Annotated in this window: 12 protein-coding genes; 4 read left to right on the plus strand and 8 right to left on the minus strand. The window is 55.7% G+C overall.

Annotation, left to right across the window (positions count from 1 at the left end):
* Positions 1-27 precede the first annotated feature (27 nt).
* The 7 genes from ACR0DE_RS02175 to ACR0DE_RS02205 all read right to left on the minus strand — a co-directional run bounded on the left by ACR0DE_RS02175 (position 28) and on the right by ACR0DE_RS02205 (position 10,163).
* Entirely contained in the window at positions 28-3,387 is a 3,360-nt protein-coding gene (locus ACR0DE_RS02175) for an adenylate/guanylate cyclase domain-containing protein (protein WP_480751537.1), read from the minus strand.
* Between the two features lie 208 nt (positions 3,388-3,595).
* Positions 3,596-3,964 (minus strand): antibiotic biosynthesis monooxygenase, encoded by a 369-nt coding sequence (locus ACR0DE_RS02180; RefSeq protein WP_170407142.1) that lies wholly within the window; start codon positions 3,962-3,964, stop codon positions 3,596-3,598.
* 331 nt (positions 3,965-4,295) lie between these two features.
* Positions 4,296-5,528, minus strand: coding sequence for a Tm-1-like ATP-binding domain-containing protein (locus ACR0DE_RS02185; protein ID WP_480751541.1), 1,233 nt, complete (start codon positions 5,526-5,528; stop codon positions 4,296-4,298).
* A gap of 73 nt (positions 5,529-5,601) precedes the next feature.
* Positions 5,602-7,086: an aldehyde dehydrogenase gene (locus ACR0DE_RS02190; RefSeq protein WP_480751544.1), complete on the minus strand. Its 1,485-nt coding sequence runs from the start codon at positions 7,084-7,086 to the stop codon at positions 5,602-5,604.
* A 5-nt stretch (positions 7,087-7,091) separates the two neighbouring features.
* Positions 7,092-8,624 carry a tripartite tricarboxylate transporter permease gene (locus tag ACR0DE_RS02195; RefSeq protein ID WP_170509171.1) on the minus strand — a complete coding sequence of 511 codons (1,533 nt, stop codon included), beginning with the start codon at positions 8,622-8,624 and terminating at the stop codon, positions 7,092-7,094.
* A gap of 10 nt (positions 8,625-8,634) precedes the next feature.
* Positions 8,635-9,171 (minus strand): tripartite tricarboxylate transporter TctB family protein, encoded by a 537-nt coding sequence (locus ACR0DE_RS02200; RefSeq protein WP_170394014.1) that lies wholly within the window; start codon positions 9,169-9,171, stop codon positions 8,635-8,637.
* Between the two features lie 62 nt (positions 9,172-9,233).
* A complete protein-coding gene (locus ACR0DE_RS02205) occupies positions 9,234-10,163 on the minus strand; it encodes a tripartite tricarboxylate transporter substrate binding protein (RefSeq protein ID WP_170394012.1) in 930 nt (309 codons plus the stop codon).
* Between the two features lie 109 nt (positions 10,164-10,272).
* On the opposite strand from ACR0DE_RS02205, the gene ACR0DE_RS02210 reads away from it, so the two are divergent.
* Positions 10,273-11,052, plus strand: a complete 780-nt coding sequence (locus ACR0DE_RS02210) for an IclR family transcriptional regulator (protein WP_480751548.1) — start codon at positions 10,273-10,275, stop codon at positions 11,050-11,052.
* A gap of 32 nt (positions 11,053-11,084) precedes the next feature.
* Entirely contained in the window at positions 11,085-12,437 is a 1,353-nt protein-coding gene (locus tag ACR0DE_RS02215) for an aminotransferase class III-fold pyridoxal phosphate-dependent enzyme (RefSeq protein WP_480751552.1), read from the plus strand.
* A 34-nt stretch (positions 12,438-12,471) separates the two neighbouring features.
* On the opposite strand, the gene hpaR is transcribed toward ACR0DE_RS02215, so the two are convergent.
* Positions 12,472-12,912 (minus strand): homoprotocatechuate degradation operon regulator HpaR, encoded by a 441-nt coding sequence (gene hpaR, locus ACR0DE_RS02220; protein ID WP_170394006.1) that lies wholly within the window; start codon positions 12,910-12,912, stop codon positions 12,472-12,474.
* 105 nt (positions 12,913-13,017) lie between these two features.
* Between hpaR and ACR0DE_RS02225 the strand changes: the two genes are divergently transcribed.
* Together ACR0DE_RS02225 and hpaE are read left to right on the plus strand one after the other, a co-directional pair.
* The gene (locus ACR0DE_RS02225) at positions 13,018-13,401 is read left to right on the plus strand and encodes a 5-carboxymethyl-2-hydroxymuconate Delta-isomerase (RefSeq protein ID WP_170596489.1); all 384 of its coding nucleotides are present in this window, start codon (positions 13,018-13,020) and stop codon (positions 13,399-13,401) included.
* A gap of 2 nt (positions 13,402-13,403) precedes the next feature.
* Positions 13,404-14,915 (plus strand): 5-carboxymethyl-2-hydroxymuconate semialdehyde dehydrogenase, encoded by a 1,512-nt coding sequence (gene hpaE, locus ACR0DE_RS02230; protein ID WP_480751555.1) that lies wholly within the window; start codon positions 13,404-13,406, stop codon positions 14,913-14,915.
* Positions 14,916-14,919: the final 4 nt, after the last annotated feature.

A 14,919-nucleotide genomic window follows, 5' to 3' on the forward strand; every position in this document is an offset into this window, starting at 1 on the left:
CGACTGGCTTTGACTATCTCGTATTTTTTAAATGTCCTGTGATGAGCTCTCCGTTTTTGCAGTTCCAAGTTTACTCAGAATAGCGCGTGTCTCGGCCAAATCCGGACCATCGAACCCGGCGACTTCTTCAACCGCTTTTTTGATCCGGTTCAGGCAATCGGGGGTTGGATCAAGCTTTGCCAGCTCTTTGATCGTACGCAGCAGCGGACCAAAATGCCCGCGGTCCAGCGCCAAACTGACAGCCTGCTCGAAATGATCGATACACGCTTCTTCATGACCTTGGGCAAGCGCCAGACGTCCTCTTAGCCGGGTCAAACCGACAATCCAGAATTGTTCCCCCCCACCCAACGTGATCTGCTCGGCTTCGTCCAAAAGCTCTTCTGCGAGTTCGAGATGTCCGTGCAGGATGGCCGCGTCTGCATAAAGATACAGAAAGAAACTCAACCCCAGCCGGCAGCCGGTATCCCGCCATTCCTGAAGACCAAGTTCGATTTCCTTCAGCGCGCCGTCGCCCAACTCGTTCCGGCGTGCCCATCCGTTCATGATCCGCGCCCATCCACGCCAGAACTGAAACGAGTACTCCTCTGAAAGCGCAATCAGATTGGCCGAGCTTTCCAGTACAAGGTCTTCATCACCGCGGAACTGCGAGATCCAACCCAGAAATGCATTTGCAAAGGATTGACTGAAGGGATGCGCTGTTTCTTCCGCGTGAAGCACGGCCTTTTCGATCGCTTCCAAAGCGCTTTTCGTGTCGCCTGACAACCAGCAAGACAGCGCACGATATCCCTGAAGCGCGACGGATAGATCAACGACGTCAAAATCCAGCCCCATGAACCGGTGCTCAAGCGACAGATTGACATCAATCCCTGCCTGCAAATGCGTTAGGGCGTCCAGCGGCTGGCCAAGATATGTCTGCAGCGAGCCAAGTGATCTCTCGGCGGATACAATAGCAAGAGGGCTTTTCAGATCCTGACAAAGCGACACCAGGCGATCCGCATTCTGTTTCGATACAGCATATTCGCCCCCCAGCATTGTCGATCGGAACTGGCCATAGACGACTTTGAACAACCGCTCTGTTTCGCCGTATTCACGACACAAGGTTTGTGCCCGGGCATATGCGGAAAGGACCGAATTGTGTGCGTATCCTCGTACAAACGCCAAAGGAACCGCGATGGTGATTTGCAGATCAATCTCGCGCCGGTCGCGGTCTTGCGACGCAGGCAGTTCCTGCAGACATTCCAGGGCGTGCTGCAGATGGGTGATGGCCTCAACATTTGCAGAATGATCCAATGCCTGACGCGCGGCCCGCATAAGGTTGAGCTCGGCCGCCAAATAATCACCGGCCCGCCAATAGTGATGGCCCAGAATCTCTGGCTCGTGTTTAACAATTTCCTTGTAGTTCTCTTCAAGAACCGCCGCGATTTGACCGTGCCATCTGGACGCTGTCGAACGCAGCATGGATTGATACGCCGCATCCTGTACCAAGGCGTGACGGAACCGATATGTGTCTTCCACGCCTCTCAGCCCGGCGGGAACAATCAACTCTGTTTCAAGTAGCTGCTCCAGCGCTCTGGTGATTTCCTGGTCGCTCCATTTCAAAACGTGGCTAAGCAGGTTTCTTTCAAAGTTGCGCCCGATTGCAGCAGCGACCTGCACGATTTCGCGGCTGGCGGATAATCGGTCCAGCCTGGCCATCAAGGAATCCTGCAGAGACTCCGGAATCGCCATGGACAACTCGGCCTTACTTTGCCCCCGGCTTGCCAGCAGACCGGATTCCATTGCCATTTTGGTCAGTTCTTCGACAAACAGCGGCACGCCATCGGTTCGGTCTGCCAACTGGGTCAGAACCTCATCCGAAGGCCGGATCCCCGAAATGCTTTCAACCAGTTTGAAGATATCGCGCCGGACCAGACGGTTCAGCTCCAAGGTGGTGACATGTGACTGGTTTCGCCAGGGTGACTGGAATTCACTGCGGGCGGTCATCAAGACCAGGCAGCGTCTACTTGATAGTTGTTCAACCCATCCGTCGACAAACTCAAGCGTGGAAGCATCGAACCAATGTACGTCGTCCAGCAACAACATCAGCGGTGAAGATTGTTCTAATCCTGCGCAAAGCCGCAGCAACGCTTCGATCAACGCACCCTTTTCCCGTTCAGGCGCCATTGGTTCAGCCGGGATTGAAGTGTCTTCCAGCGCCACTAGGCGCAGAATGGGCATAACACAGTCAGGATCATCGAGACCGAGTTCAGACAAAAACCCGATGATCTTAGCTCGGTTCTGTTCTGGAGTCTCATCAGGTGTCATTCCGGTCAACGCCGTAAGCGCGTTTTTTATCGGGTAAAATGCGCTGCTTTGATGAAGCGGTGAGCCGAACAGAATGAATTGCGACGCATCTTCTTCGGCCAGATCATCGCTCAATCCAAAGGCGATCTTAGACTTTCCGACACCCGCATCGCCGGTCAGCAACAGCACTTGCCCTTCACCTTCCAGCGCACCCTCCCACCGAGATCGGACCAAGGCAATTTCCGCCGTCCGACCGATGGTTGGTGTTTTGTCGTGTGAAAAGTCTTTGCGCCCCGTTTCGAACCCCAAAACCTTCTGCCGGGCCTCAAACAGCTCTAGCGGAGCGCTAATCCCTGCCAATTGCGGCGCGCCCAAAGACACAAAGTCGAGCCGTTCACCAATCAGGCGTCGCGTCACCTCGGAGATCACGACTTGCCCGACCTCGGCAACGGACTGAATACGGGCCGCCACGTTCGGTGTGTCTCCGAACAGCCACATCTTTTCGTCCAATGAAGAGCTGTTGGCGGTGCCAACAACAACGGGTCCGGTATGCATTCCGATACGAACGTTGGTCGCAACCGGCTGGCTGGAAAATCCAACTTCAATACCCTCTGCCATCTGGGTAATTTCAAGCGCGCACAGCGCGGCCGAATAGTGGCTGGCCTCTTGGGCGACGGGGTAACCAAAGACAGCCACCACACCATCACCCGCATAATTTGCAATCTCACCGCCAAATTTCGCAACCGTGCTACCGACCAGATCGCGATATTGGGTGATAAGCTCACGATAGTCTTCGGGATCAAATTTTTCGGACAACGCGGTAGAACCAACCAGATCGCAGAACATGACGGTCAGTTGCCGCCGTTCCGCAACATTTTCAGGTGCGGGTGTTAGTGGCGGTGAATTGTCTTGCTCTGACTTTTTGACCGGCGCTGATCCGACCACAGACGCACCGCAGGCCGTGCAGAACTTTGCCTTTTGCAAAGCTGGGGCTCCGCACACTGTACACGTAAGGGACAGGGCGTTTCCACAGCTTTGGCAATACTTCGATCCGGCAGGATTGGCCGAACCACAATTTGGGCAATTAACGTCAGGACTTACCAAAATGGTCGCCTTCGTAAGTTTAGATAGATCAGGTCAAAATTAGAAACGATAGAACGAAATCACGGCTTCTTATAGCATAATATCAACAATGCGTCGCCCAACAATTCCTGATGGATGAACCAGGCTGCAACTTTACCCGGCGCAAAGCCCCGTGGATCAACAAAATTACAGGGTTTCCTTGGGGCGGCCGGGATCGCCCGACCTACCTTTAGCCGTTGCTCGACCCAGCTTCGGGGCGTACGAATCCCTGAATGCGATCAACGTTCATGACCTGAAAGAATGGGCTCTCGCTCCCTGGGGCCGAAAGAAAAAGGTGACCACTTTTTTTTAGGAACTTCGAAAAATCCGATCCTTTGCTCAGGTGTTTTTTGAATGCCTTTTCGTTTTTGTAGATTTCTACGAACACAATCTTATCGTCATCGCATGGCGGGACCGAGTCAGCGCCACCTGAGTGCACAAGGTAACCCCAGGTATCAGGTTCGTTTTTCTTGACGTCCCTAGCAAGCCGCCGGAGTGCCGCAATACCTTCGGACCGGGTTTCTGGGTTCAGATACCAAATCGCAATCGTGGTTAGCATTTCCTCGCTCCTTTCATGGGTTGGACCGATCGTCTAAATGCGGGTCCAACGGTTTGGTTGCCGCTCAATATTGGCAACGTCACCGGCGGAACGGGTCGCTAATCCTGGGCATTTGTTGAGTTCAATTCTTCACTTACTGCGCAGGTCTTTGGCCACCTTGAACCGGTGACACGGTTCCGCCGAAAAATAGTCTTTAACAAGTATCCAAGCGGTGATGGTTATGCATCCATCTGCAAGTCGGCCGCACGTGGAAGAATGCGCCCGAACTCACCGCCACCGAGGCTGTGTTTGACCTGCGTGTATATCATAAAGACGGGCGTAAATCCCGAATTTATGTTGCGACCACGCCTTCTGCGACCCATTCGTCGAACTGGGCCAATACATGATCGCAAAACGCGGCATCGTTGATGTGTGCGTCTATTTCGGTCATAGGAACGCGCCCGGGCATGACTTTACGGGCCTCATCCATCATCTCGGCTAGGGCTTCGGGATTATACGCCTCTTCACCCTCCTTGTCCCAGGCTTCGACCCCGTGAACGGGCAGAAAAAAGTGAACCGGGCCAGTTGAGGCCTCCAATCGGTTGGTAAGCTCCCGCACCCATGCACGGCGTTCATCGCCATTGAAGACCGAGCTTTTTATCAGGCGATTATGTTCATGGAATGGGCGGTCGGCATACTGGTCAGGGATGTCCTGCCATCCGGCAAAGTCCAAAAGGTCCAACGCACCCGGTGCAACCAGTTGTGGCGTGCCGACACGCCCGGCATTTGTCACGCGATCCTCACCGCTGGAGACCACGGAACCCGCCATCAGGTTCCCGAATTCCTGCATGCAGAAGTCCATGACGCAGACAAAGGCTCCTTCACCCGCCAGTTTTTCGAATGCCATGCCGCCCATTCCGGTGGAATGAAAAACGGCAACCTCGAACCCGCGCTCTTCCAGCGCTGGTTTGAGCGTTTTCATATAGCGCAGACACGAGGACCCAAGGCTGGTCATCCCGATCAGCGGTTTGCTGCGATCCGGTATTGTGGCAGCCTTTGTGGCACCAACAACAGCGCCGGCCGCTTGCGCAAGCGAAGACTGGCAGATCGAATTCATACCATAGAGCCCCCCGGCCCACAGGATCATCTGAATGTCCGGAGCCAGTCGGTGCGGCGGGATCAGCGGAGAAAAACTGACGGTCGACACGATGTATTTAGGCACCCCCATTGGCAAGGCCTGTGCACAGTCCAGGGCCAGATCGGTGCCCATAGTGCCCCCGGTCGCCAGCATCCCGTCAAATCGCCCATCCGCATAGGCTTGGGTAACGGCCTTTGAGGCACCGTCTGACATCACGCGAAAGGCTTTGTTCTCGTCCCCTTGTGCGATGACATCTTCGATGGTCATTCCAGCCGCTTGGGCGACGTCGTGCTTGGAGATGTCGGTTGGCTCCAAAGGGTCGCCCAATACCGAGACATCCATCGTCAACGCATCCGCGCCCTGCGCCTTGATCGCCTGTTCGATGAACCGCATCTCGGGTTCCTTCGTGTCGTAGGTCCCAATCAGCAGGATTGTCTTTGTGGTCATTGGTTCCTCCTATTCATGCGACCTATGGGCCTCAGACAAAGCGGTGAAGACATGTCGTTCAGACGCCCCGCAGTCAGAGCTTTATCCAGGCGGTTTTCAATTCAAAGTACTTCTCAAGCGCGTGCAAAGATTTGTCATGCCCATTCCCGGATTGACCCACGCCCCCAAGCGGAACGGTCAGGTCCGAGCCGCCATAGGTGTTCACATGCATGACCCCGGTCCGCACTTCGGCCACCATGCGATGCGCGCGACTGAGGTTCGAGGTCCAGACTGCGCCTGCGAGCCCATAGACTGTGGCATTGGCAAGCCGGATCGCCTCGGCTTCGTCATTGAACGGGGTCACGGCCAAGACTGGGCCGAAGACTTCGTTCTGAAACAGATGATCCGTTTCTTTGACACCTGCCATAACTGTGGGGGACATATAGTAGCCCCCGGTTTCGGTCAGAATGCGGTTTCCGCCCGTACGACGTTCGGCACCTTCAGCTTCGGCCTTGGTAACGAACTCCAAATTGGCCTCTAACTCGGGCAGGCTGTGCACGGCACCAATCTGGCTGTTCAGGTTCAACGGATCACCAACGCGAAAGGCTGCGGCGTAGCGCGTGATCTCGGCGACAAAATCCTCGTAGATGTCCTGCTGCACCAGCAGGCGCGAGCCCGCGATACAGACCTGTCCGGAGTTGCGGAAAATCCCGGCAGCCGAGACCTTTGCAGCTTCCGCCAAATCGGGCGCGTCAGCGAAAACAATATTCGGAGACTTGCCACCCAATTCCAGATAGCAGCGTTTCAGATTGGACCGCGCCGAGTATTCCAGCAGTCGCCGACCTGTCGCGCCGGATCCTGTGAAGACCATGATGTCCACATCCATCGACAAGGCCAAAGTTTCCCCCACGACCGACCCGCGCCCGGTCACCACGTTGAAGACGCCATCCGGAACTCCGGCTTCGGCAGCCAGCTCAGCGATTTTAAGCAGGCTGAGCGATGCGCTTTCTGCAGGCTTCAAGACGATGGAGTTGCCCGCCGCAAGGGCAGGGGCGATTTTCCAACTGCCGATCATCAACGGGAAATTCCAAGGCACAATCGCCCCGACAACTCCGACAGGCGCATGATGTACGAGGCCAAGAACATCGTTGCTCGTCGGGGCAATCTGCCCGTAAATCTTGTCGATGGCTTCGGCATAGTAGCGGAAAGTGGCCGCAGCCGAGAGCGCCTCGGCCTTATAGGCCATATTGATCTCGGTTCCGTTGTCGCGTACGCCTAGCACCGCGAGTTCAAGCGCGCGGGATTCGATCAGATCCGCCAGTTTCAGCAGAACCTTCTTGCGCCCTGCGGGGGTCATGCGCGACCACCGGCCATCCTCAAACGCTGCCCGCGCGGTGCTCACGGCTGTGTTCACATCCGCCGGGCTACCCTCGGCGATTTGAGCAAGAGGCTGGCCGTCGATGGGCGACAGCACCTGATGCAGGGCGCCGGTTTCTCCGGCATAAAAATCGCCATTGATAAAGTGTCCACGTGGGGCAATCTCCTGCACGCGCAAGGCATCGATGGAAGACTGATCCATGAAAGCTATCCTTGTTGGTTCGGGTGGTCGGAATCCACGGCTGGGACATGGGGTTCGGGGCGCAGCTTGTTTTTGAACTCGTAGTACAGCGTGCGAAAATGCAGGATCAGGATCAGCACGATCAGGCAGAACAGGATGGCTGCGATGGGCCGGTCGATGAAGTCCAGCGGCGTCTTGACCCGAGCCATTGCGCTGCGAAGCTTGGTTTCCATGATTCCACCCAATACCATGCCCAGGATGATCGGGACGATCGGCAGATCAAGCCGTTTGAGGATCAGACCAAAGACGCCAAACCCCGCAGCGATCGCGCAATCGGTGATCGAATTGCGCAGGCTGTATACTCCGACAAAAGCAAGGATCAGGATCATCACGCCGAGGAAGCGTGTGGGGATTTGAATGATCTTTAACAGCAGGTTTGTCGAAAACAGCAGAAAGACCAGAACGATCACATTCAGCAGGATCAGCGCCATATATAGGGCCATGACGAAATCCATCTGGTTCTCAAACAGTTGCGGGCCGGGGATCACGTTGTGAACATAGAAGACCGACAGCATCATCGCCGTAAGCGCTTCGCCGGGTATACCGAGGGCGAGTAGGGGGATCATCGCTGCCCCCGGCACGGCGTTGTTCGCGGCTTCGGATGCCACCAACCCTTCGGGCGAGCCATCGCCGAATTTGTCGGGATTTTTCGAGCTTTTCTGAGCATAAGTGTATGACAGAAACTGCGAAGTGAACTCACCCGTTCCCGGCACCATGCCCATGAATACCCCGATGCTTGAAGAAACGGTAGCGATCCGTTTCAGGCCCAACAGTTCCTTCAAACCTGCAAAGATATTCCCGCTGACATGGGTGTCCTCTGGAGCGTGGTTCTTTTCCAACAGCAAAAGAAAAGCCTGGCTGAGCGCAAACAGGCCCAGCACAACCACGATCAGGTCAACGCCTGACGCCAGCCAACTTTGATCGAATGTATAGCGGCGCGTATATTTGACGGGCTCCAGTCCGACCGTGTTCAAAAAGACGCCAAATGCAGCAAGCATACCTGCTGCAAAGATCTGTCCTCTATGGGCTAAAACGACCAGAACAATACCTAGCAACGCGGCCAAAAAAATCTCGCGGCTGCCAAAATGCGGGGCGATCATGGCCAACACGGGCGAGAGGACCATCAGGCAGATGATGGCAAAGACCCCCCCGAAGAATGAAGCTGAATAAGCCAGCGATAACGCCCTGTGGCCTTGGCCGCGCTTGGTCATTGGATAGCCATCATAGGTCGTCAGCGCATTGACCGCCGTGCCGGGCGTGTTGATCAGGATGGCCGGGATCGCGCCGCCATACATGGATGATCCGTAAATCCCCAACAACAAGGTCAGACCGACGATGGGCTCAAAGGCAAAGGTTGCGGGCAACAGGATGGCTATGGCAACGGCAGCGCCCACACCGGGCAGCGCGCCGATGATGACACCACCGATCGAGCCGATGAACAAGGCCACGATGACCTGCCATTGCAGCAGGATTGAAACACCGGACAGAAGGGTATCCATACGTGCCTCCCTACAAATATGTCAGCGCAAAGGCGCGGATCGAGTCGGGAAGGTATTCATAGACAGCCCCTGCCGGGATTTTGACTTGCAGAAACGCTCGGAACACGATGGTGACGACGAAGCCGAACAGGGCTGCGATACCGATCGCGCCCGAGCCTCGAAACCCTGAGCGCAGCGTCAGAAACACCGCGAACAACATGGTGGACGGCAGATAGCCAAGCTGTGGCACCAGTAGGACATAAATCAGGAAATAAGCCACATATTCCAGAGACCGGACCCAAAACCCGACCTCGGCCCAACGACCATCGATCCGATCGGATAAGGCAGAGCTGAGCCAATGTAAAAAGCTGAACAAGACCATGCACCACACGGCAACGGTGGGCCACAGACCGGGTTGAGCAAACCATTTGGTCCGCTTGACGACCTGCGTCTGCTCCCCAAGCTGAGACAGCAGAAACACCGAGAAAGCCAGGAACAATACGGCAAAGACAATATCACCCGGACGGCGATACCGTTTGAACATGTCCTGAAGCGTTCTTGCGATCATTTCATCCTCCCAGCCCTATGAAGAAGGCGCGGAAATCACTGCCCGCGCCTCGATCCGGGGTGTTACTCGCCTAGAATCTCTTCTATTTTGGCGAATGACGCTTTATCTTGCTCGATCTGGGCATTCGAAGCATCGGGATCCTGCCAATAGATCAGCGCACCGGTTTCTTCGGCAAGCTTTTTAGCCTTGTCCGATTGCAGTGCTTTTTGGGCTGCGGCGGTGATTTTTTCGCGAGCCTCAGGCGGCGTGTCTTTGTGAACAAACAGTCCGTTCCACAGCGCCAATGGCAGGTCTGGGTTAAGCTCAACCACTGTCGGCGTATCCGGTACCAGAGCGATCCGGTCGCCGCCGATGCTGGCCAGCACGTTCACTTCATCCAGACAGGGCAGAATAAGCTGGAGCGTGGTGTTGATGACATCAACGTCACCGGACGCCAAGGTGTTGCAGTCCAGCGCATCGAACGCGGCTTCGCTGGCAAAGTCGAAACCGCTGCTGACAGCGGCGGCAAAAGTAACCTGCGTGGGTGGCAGAACCGAGCCAAAGTGGCCGAGTGCCACGTCGTTTGACTTGCCGTGTTCCACCAACTCATCCCAGCTTTGGAACGGGGCGTCTTTGCTCGACGCGATTACGAACGGGTAGGTCAGGAAGATGCCGATCGGTTCAAACGGGTTCGGGTTCAATTCAGGAATACCAATCTCGGGCCCGATGACCGGAACACCAATCACAAACGACCCGATCGTATAGCCATCCGCCGGTGCTGTGGCGACTTCGACTGCGCCGGGGAAAGGACCACCACCGCCGCCGGGCTTGTTCACAACAGCTGCCGGTACCCCGTACATCGCCTGAAATTCATCTGCGATCATTCTGGTCAGGACATCTTCAAGATCACCCGGAGGCCAAGGAACCACAAAGGATACCGGCTTTTCGGGGTATTCTGCCAAAGCGGCCGTTGCCGAGGCGGCCATCACGGCTGCCGCAATAAACTTTTTCATTTACACCTCCCAGTGTATGGTTCATTAATTGAACCGTGTTAACAATAATAATCTTGCTTTGTTAAGTTCATTCTGTCAAGGATAACCTCAGCGGAAGGAGGCAAAACACATGGGTGCCGCGCTTAATGCCCTAAAAATGCTGGACTTATTCTCAAATACGATGGCCGAAATTGGCCTGAGTCAGGCCGCGCGCCTGTCAGGGTTGAATAAGGCGACAGCCCTGCGTCACCTACGAGCGCTTGAAGAATTCGGGTTGATCGAACAAAACCCGCAGTCCAAAACCTATACCATCGGACCGGCTGCGCTGCGGCTTGCGGCACTACGCGAGATTGCCAAACCCGGTCTTGAAGGCGCGCGCCAGAAAATGCACTTGGCCATGCAAGAGGTTGGCGAAAGCCTGCACCTAACGCTGCTGGAACAGGGCAGCTTGCAAACCGCCATCGTGGTTGAGACAACAAAGCACAGCGTTCGTGTCAGCCTTGATCCAAGCGAGATCATCCCGGTCAACGCGACTGCGGCGGGTCTATGTATGCTCAGCTTTGGCCCACCTTTCCTGCTGGATCGTCTGGATCAGGACGCGCAGGTACGTTTCACCGAATCCACTCTGACAGACCCTGATCTGATAAGGGAAAAAGTTGCTCTGATCCAGCAGGCTGGTTGGGCCAACAGCAATGGCAGCTATGAAGAGGGTGTTTTTGGTTTTGCAACGCCAATCTTCGGCATCGATCAAATCGCCCTTGGAACCATTTCGATCGCCGTGCCCGAGATTAGAGCCACTCATGAGCGCCTGCCCTTGATCCTGAAATCACTTCAATCCCTCTCGCGCGATCTGACCGCAAATTTCGGCGGCCAAATGCCCGAGGCCTTTCCAACCGAGTTCCACCCATAAGCGAAAGTGGACAACCCCCGGAGAACCGCAACATGAAAGACTCCAACTTTCTTAAGGAGAACAACGCCCGCCATTTCTGGCATCCGATGGCGCACCCGGCCGACAGCCGGAACAACCCTCCGACCATTCTGACCGGCGGGGAAGGGGTTAGCATCATCGATGTGGACGGGCACAAGGTCATCGACGCCGTGGGTGGCCTTTGGAACGTTAATCTGGGCTATTCCTGCGATCCGGTGAAACAGGCGATCACTGATCAACTGAATGCGCTGCCGTATTATTCGACCTTCCGGGGCACGAGCAATGACAAGGCGATCGAGCTGTCTTACGAATTGGCGCAGTTCTTTGCCCCTGACGGGCTTACGCGCGCCTTTTTCACCTCGGGCGGATCGGATTCGGTGGAAGTCGCACTAAAGCTGGCACGCCAGTACCACAAAGTTCGGGGTGAGGCCGGTCGCACCAAGTTCATCAGTCTCAAACAGGGATACCACGGCACCCATTTCGCTGCTGCCTCGGTCAACGGCAATCAGAAGTTCCGCGCCGTGTATGAACCCATGATGCCAGGCTGTTTTCATGTGCCTGCGCCTTGGACCTATCGCAACCCGTTTGACGAAACCGACCCTGAACGCCTGGCTCAGCTTTGCGTCAAAGCGCTTGAAGCCGAGATTGCGTTCCAGGGGGCCAACACGGTTGCCGCCTTCATCATGGAGCCGATTTTGGGCGCTGGCGGTGTAATTCCGCCGCACAAAAGCTTTATGCCCATGGTGCGTGAGGTTTGTTCGAAGAACGGTATTCTGCTGATCTCAGACGAAATCATCACGGCGTTTGGTCGAACCGGTAGTGAAAGCGGAGCGAGACATTGGGGCGTCCAGCCTGACATCATGACGACGGCCAAGGCGATCACCAATGGCTATTTCCCGTTTGGCGCCGCGATGATCTCGGGGGCAGTTGCCGAGGTATTTGAAAATGACACAACCGGGTTGGCATCCGTTGATCAGGGATACACCTATTCCGGTCACCCCGTCGGCGCGGCGGCGGCACTGGCGGCTCTTTCAGAAATCAATCGTCTGCGGATTTGGGAAAACGCTGCAGCACGCGGGGATGAGCTGTTCGAGGGCTTGAAGAAACTGGCTGAAAAGCACGAGGTGATCGGTGACGTCCGAGGGGGCGAGGGCCTTATGTGCGCGCTGGAACTGGTCTCGGACCGCGCAAACAAAGCGCCGATTGCCAAACAACTGCCAATACAGGTGCAAAAGGCAGCTTATGAGGATGGTGTGATGGTGCGCGTATCTGGCAACAACATCATCATTTCGCCACCTCTGATTGTCACATCCGACGATGTTGCGAAGATCCTGTCAGCGCTGGATACAGGATTGTCGAGTTTGTAGTCGTCGCGCAGACCCCGCTTGCCAACTGGCGGGGTCAAACCTTAACAGCTTGCAGCTCTTCAAGCAGGTCCAGTAGCTCATCAAGCTTCTCTCGCCCCATCTGCGCCTCAATACTATTTGAAATGGCCAATGACGCTTGCAGGTTGTCTTTCAAAATCTGCCGACCCGCATCTGTAATCATCACCATCGTCCGCCTTTTATCCTGGCTGTCCTGACGACGTGTGACCTGCCCATCGGCTTCCATGCTGCGCAATATTCGCGTCAGGCTGGGCAGCAACAGACAAGCTTCTTTGGCGATAGCGCTTTGCTCGACCTCGCCAAGCTCATCCAGTACGCGCAGGACGCGCCATTTTTGCTCGGATATCTGTATATCCTGCAGCATGTCCCTGATGGGGGCCATGATCGTTTCGCGGGCGCGCAATAATGCAATGGGAAGCGACCTTGAGGTGCTCTTGGTATGGCTTTGAGTGTTCATGCCGCCTTCTAGTGTGCTGCCCCAGGAAATGCAAAGATTAACAACGCAACTTCTTGACGACATAAGCTCATAATGGTAAACATGTTAATTAATAACGGAGGAATCATGCCGCATTTTCACGTCGAATATTCCGGGAACCTGGAAGACAGGATCGACATGGGCGGTCTGTGCGATTGCATCCGTGCAACGGCGGCTGAGATTGACACCTTTCCGCTAGCAGGCATTCGCGTCCGAGCGATCCGTGTTGATCACCATGCCATCGCAGACGGAAATCCAAAGCATGGGTTCATCGATATCTCGATCCGGCTGCGGGCCGGTCGTTCGCAGGCCGACAAGAAGGACGCAACGCAGCGCATCTTCGAGGCGGCCCGAACCTATCTGGAGCCCGCCATGAGCCAGCATTCCATCGCGCTGTCGCTTGAGATGCGCGACATCGATCCCGACCTCTCCCCCAAAACCGGTACGATCCGCGACCATCTGGAGGCCTGACCATGAGTGACCAGCACAAGAATATTGAACGGCTTGATGGTTTCCTTGCCCGTTTCAAGAGGACTGGGATAAAGAACCGGATCGCAGGAGAAGATCAAGATGGGTCAGCAGGGGTGTTCCAGTCGATCTCTCCGGTGGATAAATCGGTGATCTGCGACGTTGCCCATGGCACGGCGGAAGATATCGATACGGCGGCACAGGCCGCGCATAATGCCTTTGCAGACTGGCGCGACATGCCCGCTACGGAGCGCCGCAGGATATTGCTTAAAGTTGCAGATGGCATTGAGGCAAGAGCCGGAGAGATCGCGCTGTGCGAATGCTGGGATACCGGCCAGACCCTGCGCTTTATGTCCAAAGCCGCCCTGCGAGGGGCTGAGAATTTTCGCTATTTTGCCGATCAGGCGGTTCAGGCGCGGGATGGTCAACACCTGAAATCACCGACACTGATGAACATAACCACCCGCGTCCCAATCGGGCCCGTTGGTGTCATCACGCCGTGGAACACCCCGTTCATGCTGTCGACATGGAAGATCGCTCCGGCACTGGCCGCTGGCTGTACGGTCGTCCACAAACCGGCTGAAGATTCACCGCTGTCTGCGCGGCTATTGGTCGAAATCGCGGAAGAAGCCGGTCTGCCCAAGGGTGTGCTGAACACTGTCAACGGTTTTGGTCCAGACGCCGGTAAGCGGCTGACCGAACATCCATTGATCAAAGCCATTGCCTTTGTCGGTGAAAGCCGTACTGGCAGCATCATTACCAAGCAAGGCGCAGATACGCTGAAACGGATGCATCTGGAGTTGGGCGGTAAGAACCCGGTCATCGTCTTTGACGACGCCGACATGGATCGCGCGCTGGATGCGGTGATCTTCATGATCTATTCGATCAACGGCGAACGCTGCACGTCTTCTTCGCGGCTGCTGGTACATGATACAATCAAGGAAGAGTTCGAAGCCAAGCTGATCGAGCGCGTGAACAACATCAAAGTCGGCCACCCGTTGGACCCTGCAACCGAGATTGGCCCTCTTGTAACGGAAGAGCATTACAACAAGGTCACTTCATACTTCGACATCGCCAAGGAAGACGGCGCGACCGTCGCGGCCGGTGGCGTCAAGGTGGGCGAAGAGGGGTACTTCGTACGGCCCACCCTGTTTACTAACGCTAACAATCAAATGCGCATCGCACGCGAGGAAATCTTTGGCCCTGTCCTGACCGTGATCCCGTTCTCGACTGAGGAGGAGGCGCTGCAGATCGCAAATGACACGCAATATGGTCTGACCGGCTATGTCTGGACCAACGATCTGACCCGCGCGTTACGTTTCACGGACAAGCTTGAGGCCGGAATGATCTGGGTGAACTCGGAAAACGTGCGCCATCTGCCCACACCGTTTGGCGGGGTCAAAGCATCCGGCATCGGGCGCGACGGCGGCGACTGGAGCTTTGAGTTCTACATGGAACAAAAGCATGTCGGCTTTGCCACAGGCCAGCACAAGATCATGCAGTTGGGTAAGCTATAGCGAC

This window comes from Ruegeria sp. C10, assembly GCF_056537805.1.

Bases quoted from the DNA above. Each gene is read 5' to 3' on its own strand.
- ACR0DE_RS02180 (WP_170407142.1), bottom strand. From the start codon at position 3,964: ATGCTAACCACGATTGCGATTTGGTATCTGAACCCAGAAACCCGGTCC.
- ACR0DE_RS02185 (WP_480751541.1), bottom strand. From the start codon at position 5,528: ATGACCACAAAGACAATCCTGCTGATTGGGACCTACGACACGAAGGAA.
- ACR0DE_RS02190 (WP_480751544.1), bottom strand. From the start codon at position 7,086: ATGGATCAGTCTTCCATCGATGCCTTGCGCGTGCAGGAGATTGCCCCA.
- ACR0DE_RS02195 (WP_170509171.1), bottom strand. From the start codon at position 8,624: ATGGATACCCTTCTGTCCGGTGTTTCAATCCTGCTGCAATGGCAGGTC.
- ACR0DE_RS02200 (WP_170394014.1), bottom strand. From the start codon at position 9,171: ATGATCGCAAGAACGCTTCAGGACATGTTCAAACGGTATCGCCGTCCG.
- ACR0DE_RS02205 (WP_170394012.1), bottom strand. From the start codon at position 10,163: ATGAAAAAGTTTATTGCGGCAGCCGTGATGGCCGCCTCGGCAACGGCC.
- ACR0DE_RS02210 (WP_480751548.1), top strand. From the start codon at position 10,273: ATGGGTGCCGCGCTTAATGCCCTAAAAATGCTGGACTTATTCTCAAAT.
- ACR0DE_RS02215 (WP_480751552.1), top strand. From the start codon at position 11,085: ATGAAAGACTCCAACTTTCTTAAGGAGAACAACGCCCGCCATTTCTGG.
- hpaR (WP_170394006.1), bottom strand. From the start codon at position 12,912: ATGAACACTCAAAGCCATACCAAGAGCACCTCAAGGTCGCTTCCCATT.
- ACR0DE_RS02225 (WP_170596489.1), top strand. From the start codon at position 13,018: ATGCCGCATTTTCACGTCGAATATTCCGGGAACCTGGAAGACAGGATC.
- hpaE (WP_480751555.1), top strand. From the start codon at position 13,404: ATGAGTGACCAGCACAAGAATATTGAACGGCTTGATGGTTTCCTTGCC.